The sequence below is a fragment of the Desulfovibrio sp. 1214_IL3152 genome (genome assembly GCF_036763055.1).
Classification (GTDB): domain Bacteria; phylum Desulfobacterota; class Desulfovibrionia; order Desulfovibrionales; family Desulfovibrionaceae; genus Desulfovibrio.
Genome location: NZ_JBAIYW010000487.1, coordinates 1 through 3754, shown reverse-complemented (window position 1 = coordinate 3754; position 3754 = coordinate 1). Strand labels below are relative to the sequence as shown.

The following is a 3754-nucleotide window of genomic DNA, read 5'->3' as shown; positions in this document are numbered from 1 at the left end:
GAAAGACAGGGCGGGCAGCCGCCGGGGATTTTTTATATGCTGCCAGCCGTTGTGGGCCGCGCGCTGCTATTCAGCCGTAAAGGTGAGCGCTTCGTCCTTGACGTCCACGGTCACACGCTGGCCGTCGCGTATCTTGCCACCCACAATCTGGCGTGCCAGCGTGGTTTCCACGGCCTGCTGCACATAGCGCTTGAGGGGGCGTGCGCCGTAGACCGGATCATAGCCCGCTTCGCCGATGAAGCTTCTGGCGGCATCGGTCATGTCCAGCTTGATCTTGCGGTCTTCAAGGCGCTTGCGCAGGCGGGCCAGCTGCAGATCCACAATGCGGCTGATCTGATCGCGCCTGAGCGGCAGAAAGACCACGGTTTCGTCCACGCGGTTCAGGAACTCGGGCCTGAAGTGGCCCCGCAGTTCTTCCATCACCCGTTCGCGCGCGCCCTCTTTGAGGGTTCCATCCGCATCAATGCCGTCCAGAAGGTGCATGGAGCCTATGTTGGACGTCATGATGACAATGCTGTTGCGAAAGTCCACGGTACGCCCCTGGCTGTCAGTCAGGCGTCCATCGTCCAGCAGTTGCAGCAGCGTGTTGAACACATCCGGGTGGGCTTTTTCTATCTCGTCAAAAAGAATGACGGAATAGGGCTTGCGCCGCACGGCCTCCGTAAGCTGGCCGCCTTCATCATACCCCACATAGCCGGGAGGCGCACCAATGAGGCGGGATACGGAGTGTTTTTCCATATATTCGCTCATGTCCAGGCGCACCATATTGTCTTCCGTGTCAAACAGCGCCTCGGCCAGGGCCTTGGAAAGCTCTGTTTTGCCCACGCCCGTGGGGCCGAGGAAAATAAACGAGCCTGTGGGCCTGTCCGGGTCGGAAAGACCGGCACGGGCGCGCAGCACGGCATCGGACACGGCGTTGACGGCCTCGTCCTGCCCCACCACGCGTTCATGCAACTGCTCGGGCAGGCGCAGCAGCTTTTCGCGCTCCGATTCCAGCAGGCGGGTGACGGGTATGCCCGTCCACTTGCCCACAATTTCAGCCACATCGTCGGGGCGCACTTCTTCCTTGAGCAGACGCGATCCGTCAGCGGCAGCGCCGCCGTCCGAATCTTCGGCTTCAGCCAGTTTTTTCTCAAGTTCGAGCAGCTTCGAGTATTTCAGCTCAGCGGCCTTGTTGAGGTCATACGCGCGTTCGGCCTGCTCGATAGCCAGCTTGGTCTGTTCGATCTGCTCCTTGATTTCGCGCACATGATTGATGGAGCCTTTTTCGCTTTCCCACTGTTTGAGCAGGTCAGCCTGCTCGATGCGCAGGTCGACCAGTTCGTTTTCAAGCTTTTCCAGCCGTTCGCGGGAGGCCGCGTCGGTTTCGCGCCGCAGGGCCTCGCGCTCGATTTCAAGCTGCATGACCTTGCGATTCACCTCGTCAAGATCCGCGGGCAGAGAATCAATCTCGGTACGGATAAGGGCGGCGGCTTCGTCTATAAGGTCAATGGCCTTGTCGGGCAACTGGCGGTCAGTGATGTAGCGGTGCGAGAGCACCACGGCCTCTACAATGGCCGAGTCGCTGATGCGTACGCCATGATGCACCTCAAAGCGTTCTTTCAGGCCGCGCAGGATGGAGATGGTGTCTTCCACCGTCGGCTCTTCCACCATGACGGGCTGAAAACGGCGCTCCAGTGCCGGGTCTTTTTCAATATACTTGCGGTACTCGTCCACAGTGGTGGCGCCGATGCAGTGCAGTTCGCCGCGCGCCAGCATGGGCTTGAGCAGGTTGCCCGCGTCCATTGCGCCCTCGGTTTTTCCCGCGCCCACAATGGTGTGCAGTTCGTCAATGAAAAGAATCGTCTGGCCTTCGCTCTTCTCCACTTCATTGAGCACGGCCTTGAGGCGTTCCTCAAATTCGCCCCGGTATTTGGCTCCGGCAATAAGCGCGCCCATGTCCAGGGCAAAGAGCTTGCGGCCCTTCAGCCCCTCCGGCACGTCGCCCTTGACGATGCGGAAAGCAAGGCCCTCCACGATGGCTGTTTTGCCCACGCCCGCCTCACCGATGAGCACCGGGTTATTCTTGGTGCGCCGCGAAAGAATACGGATGACGCGGCGTATTTCAGAATCACGGCCGATGACCGGGTCCATCTTGCCCTGGCGCGCAGCTTCCACAAGGTCGCGCGCGTACTTGTTCAGGGCCTCGAAGGTGTCCTCGGGGTTGGCGCTGGTCACGCGAGCGCCCGCGCGCAATTCTTCCATCGCGGACACAAAGGACGCGCGGGTGATCTTGTATTCCTTGAACACTTCGCCAAGGGGTGTGGACGAAGGCACTTCTGTCAGCGCGGCAAACAGGTGGTCAACGCTGACGTACTCGTCCTTCATGCGTTTGGCTTCATTCTGGGCGTCGTTCAGCACCGTTGCCAGGCGCTGGGTAATCATGATCTTGGTGGGGTCAATGCCGCCGCCGGACACGGAGGGCCGTTTGCGCAGCGCGCCTTCAATGGCTACCGAAAGGGCGCGGGGCTGTATGCCCATCTGTTCAAGAATGCGCGGCACGATGCCGTTTTCCTGCTGCGCCAGTGCCAGCGCAAGGTGTTCGACGTCTGTTTCCTGATGACCCATGCCTGCTGCAAGGCTTTGGGCTTCACTGACGGCTTCGCGTGCTTTTTCTGTAAATTTGTTGATATCCATATGGTTCCTCCAGACAATGCCGTGCCTTGCGGCCGGCGAAATATTTGTCAGGCGTTATTACTTGAAAGTCTATAATGGCCCCGGATTTTTCTTGTTTCAGGCGCTGCCGGGCGGCCTGCCCGCGCAATGGTCGGCCTGGGGCCGGTTTGCTGCCGCAGCACATTGCTTTTTTGGCCCGCCGCGCCGCCGGAGCATGCTCCCCGGTGGGGTGCGCCGTACGCGACAGCTTGTTTGCACGCTTGTGAAGCGGGCGCCGTGAAAGCATCGGGAAGGGGTGTTCCCAATACGAAAATGCCTCAAAATTTGTGCAGGTCGTTTGCCTGTCCGCAAAACGGCCTTTACCGGTTTTTGTGCCGGATGTTTTTCCTGCGGCAGTGGAAAACTATTCGGCGCAGCGGCTAATCCTCAAAGTTTTTCAGGCTGCGTACTGTTTGTTCCAGCGCATCAATGCGTTCCAGCAGGTCCACTATTATGGTGCCGCCGAGGACAGGCAGTTCGAAGTCGCAGCAGATGCGTTCAAGCTTGCGCACGCGGTAAATATCCGCATCGCGAAAGAGGTCTCGCCGGGCGGCGTTGCTCCGGGCCTGAATCCAGCCAAGGGCCAGAAGTTCCTGAAGCCGCTCGGGGTCTACGCCCGTCACCTGAACAAATTCTTCCCAGACCATGACCGTGGAAGGCGCGGGCAGGGTGGGATGCTTGGGTGTCATGCTCATGCTAAAACCTCCGCCAGTTGCTATGCGCGGGCCTTGAACGCCGAAATTTCGGCCAGTTTTTGCCAGAGTTCGCGCTCTTCATCGGACAGTTGCGCCGGGGTCTTGATCATGACCCTGACCAGCAGGTCGCCGCGTTTTCCAGATGCGCCCAGGCCTTTGCCGCGCAGGCGGAACTTGCGTCCGGAGCTGGAACCGGCGGGAATCTGCATTTCAACGTGTCCTTCAAGGGTGGGTACTTCCACCGTGCCGCCGAGCGCTGCCTCCCAGGGAGCCAGAGCCACATCGCACTGCAGGTTTTCGCCGTCCACCCTGAAAATCGCGTGGGGCAGATAGCGAACCCGCAAAAAGAGGTCGCCGGGTGTCCC

The 3754-nt window shown here is 59.9% G+C and carries 3 protein-coding genes; all 3 read right to left on the bottom strand.

What is annotated here, in order from left to right; genetic code table 11:
- Positions 1 to 66: 66 nt before the first annotated feature.
- Positions 67 to 2676, bottom strand: coding sequence for an ATP-dependent chaperone ClpB (clpB, locus tag V6C07_RS10400; protein WP_333536394.1), 2610 nt, complete (start codon positions 2674 to 2676; stop codon positions 67 to 69).
- Between the two features lie 398 nt (positions 2677 to 3074).
- Entirely contained in the window at positions 3075 to 3389 is a 315-nt protein-coding gene (locus V6C07_RS10395) for a chaperone modulator CbpM (RefSeq protein WP_333536393.1), read from the bottom strand.
- 20 nt (positions 3390 to 3409) lie between these two features.
- Positions 3410 to 3754 (bottom strand): DnaJ C-terminal domain-containing protein (locus V6C07_RS10390; protein WP_333536391.1); only part of this gene is annotated, 345 nt, incomplete at its 5' end.